The sequence below is a fragment of the Variovorax sp. 20P10.2.4 genome (assembly GCF_058244205.1).
This window is the reverse complement of record NZ_JBZAYE010001049.1, coordinates 1-1,612: the sequence shown is the minus strand read 5'-3', so window position 1 is coordinate 1,612 and position 1,612 is coordinate 1. Positions and strand designations below refer to the sequence as shown.

At 72.2% G+C, this 1,612-nt stretch carries 1 protein-coding gene and 1 pseudogene; both read right to left on the bottom strand.

From position 1 onward, the window contains the following. Positions 1-132 precede the first annotated feature (132 nt). Entirely contained in the window at positions 133-900 is a 768-nt protein-coding gene (locus AC27VN_RS40940; protein WP_490880429.1) for an enoyl-CoA hydratase/isomerase family protein, read from the bottom strand. 32 nt (positions 901-932) lie between these two features. Beyond that, positions 933-1,612 (bottom strand): annotated as a pseudogene (locus tag AC27VN_RS40935) (hypothetical protein); the annotation flags it as partial.

Below are 1,612 nucleotides of genomic sequence, written 5' to 3'. Positions count from 1 at the left end.
ACCGTCACCAGCGTCGGGCCGTCCAGCTCTCCGTTCCCGCCCGGAAGCCAGGCGCGGCCCACGAGCAGCGCTTTCTCCGCATCGATGGGCAGCGTGGCCGCGGCATCGACCATGTCGGGGATCGCCTGCATCTCAGCGCCCCTCGAACACGGCCGGCCGGCGTGCCTTGAAGGCCGCGCGGCCTTCCTTCGCGTCCTCGGTCGCGAAGCACACGGTCTGCAGGTCGCGTTCGTACTGGATCGCGGTCTCCAGCGGCATCGCATAGGCGGCGCGCAGGTTGGCCTTGGCGGTCTCGACCGCGATCGGCGGGCGGCTCGCGATGGTGGCGGCAATGGCCTGCGCGCGCGCCAGCAGCTCGGCGGCCGGCACCAGCTCGCTCACCAGGCCCCACTGCAGCGCCTGCTGCGCGCCGATGGGATCGCCGCCCATCAGCATCAGCGCGGTGTTCGAGGCGCCGATGCTGTGCGCGAGCATGTACGACATGCCGCCGCCGCCGATCCAGCCGAGCTTGACCTCGGGCGCGCCGAAGCGCGCGTGCTCGGCCGCGATGCGGATGTCGCAGGACATGGCGGTCTCGAGGCCGCCGCCGAGCGCATAGCCGTTGATGGCGCAGACCACGGGCTTGCGCAGCGCGCGGATCGCGTCGCAGTAGTCGGGCCGGTTGCGGAAGGTCCAGGGCGTGTCGTAGCCGTCGAGCTCGGCGATGTCGCTGCCGGCGCAGAAGGCCTTCTCGCCGGCGCCCGTGATGACGACGGCGCGCACGTCGGCGCGCGCGTTGCAGTCCTTCACGTGGGCGACCAGCGCATCGGCCATCTCGGGCGTGACGGCGTTGAGCTTCTCGGGACGGTTGAGGATCAGGGTCGCGACCTGGTCGCGGACCTCGAAGAGGATGTGGTTCATGGCGGATGTGGACTGAAGAAGGGAAGACGGGCTCAGACTTCGCTGCCCGCGGGCCGGTGGGCCTGGTAGAGGGACTGCAGCCGCTCGAGCGCGGCCCTGGCCGCGAGCCGGTCGGCGAGCATCTCGCGCACCAGCGCCGAGGCCGCGGTCTGGAACGGGATGTAGCCCGGATGGCGCGGCCGCACGATCGCGGCCTCGAGCGTGGCCTGGGTCTGGGCGAAGAAGCCGTTCCAGGCGCCGTTGACGCGCGCATGGCTCCAGGCGCTGCGCGCGCTCGGCTGGCCGTCGGCGAAGGGAATGAAGTCTTCCTGCATCGCCGGGCTCATCAGCGCGACGAGGTGGGCGCGCAGCGCGTCGCTGACGGTCGCGCGCCGGCTCACAGCGAGCCCGGTGCCCCCGAGCGTCGAGCCGAGGCCGTGCGAACCCGCGGGCACGTCGGCGAAATGCAGTGGCTGCGTGCCGGCGCCGGCCACCGCGTAGTTGACGTAGCCGTAGACCAGCGGGCAGTACACGGCCCGCGCATCGCGCGACATCGCATCGAGGATGCCGATCGGGTTGAGCCCGGCCCAGCCGCGGAAGGCCAGCGCATGCAGTTCCGACAGCAGCTCCCAGGCCGTGGTGGCACCCTGCCCCGTGAACAGGCGGCCGGGCTCGCTGCCCGTGGGCGCGTCGCCGTGCGCGGCCGCCATGCTGAACAGCGAGAGCGCCGCAT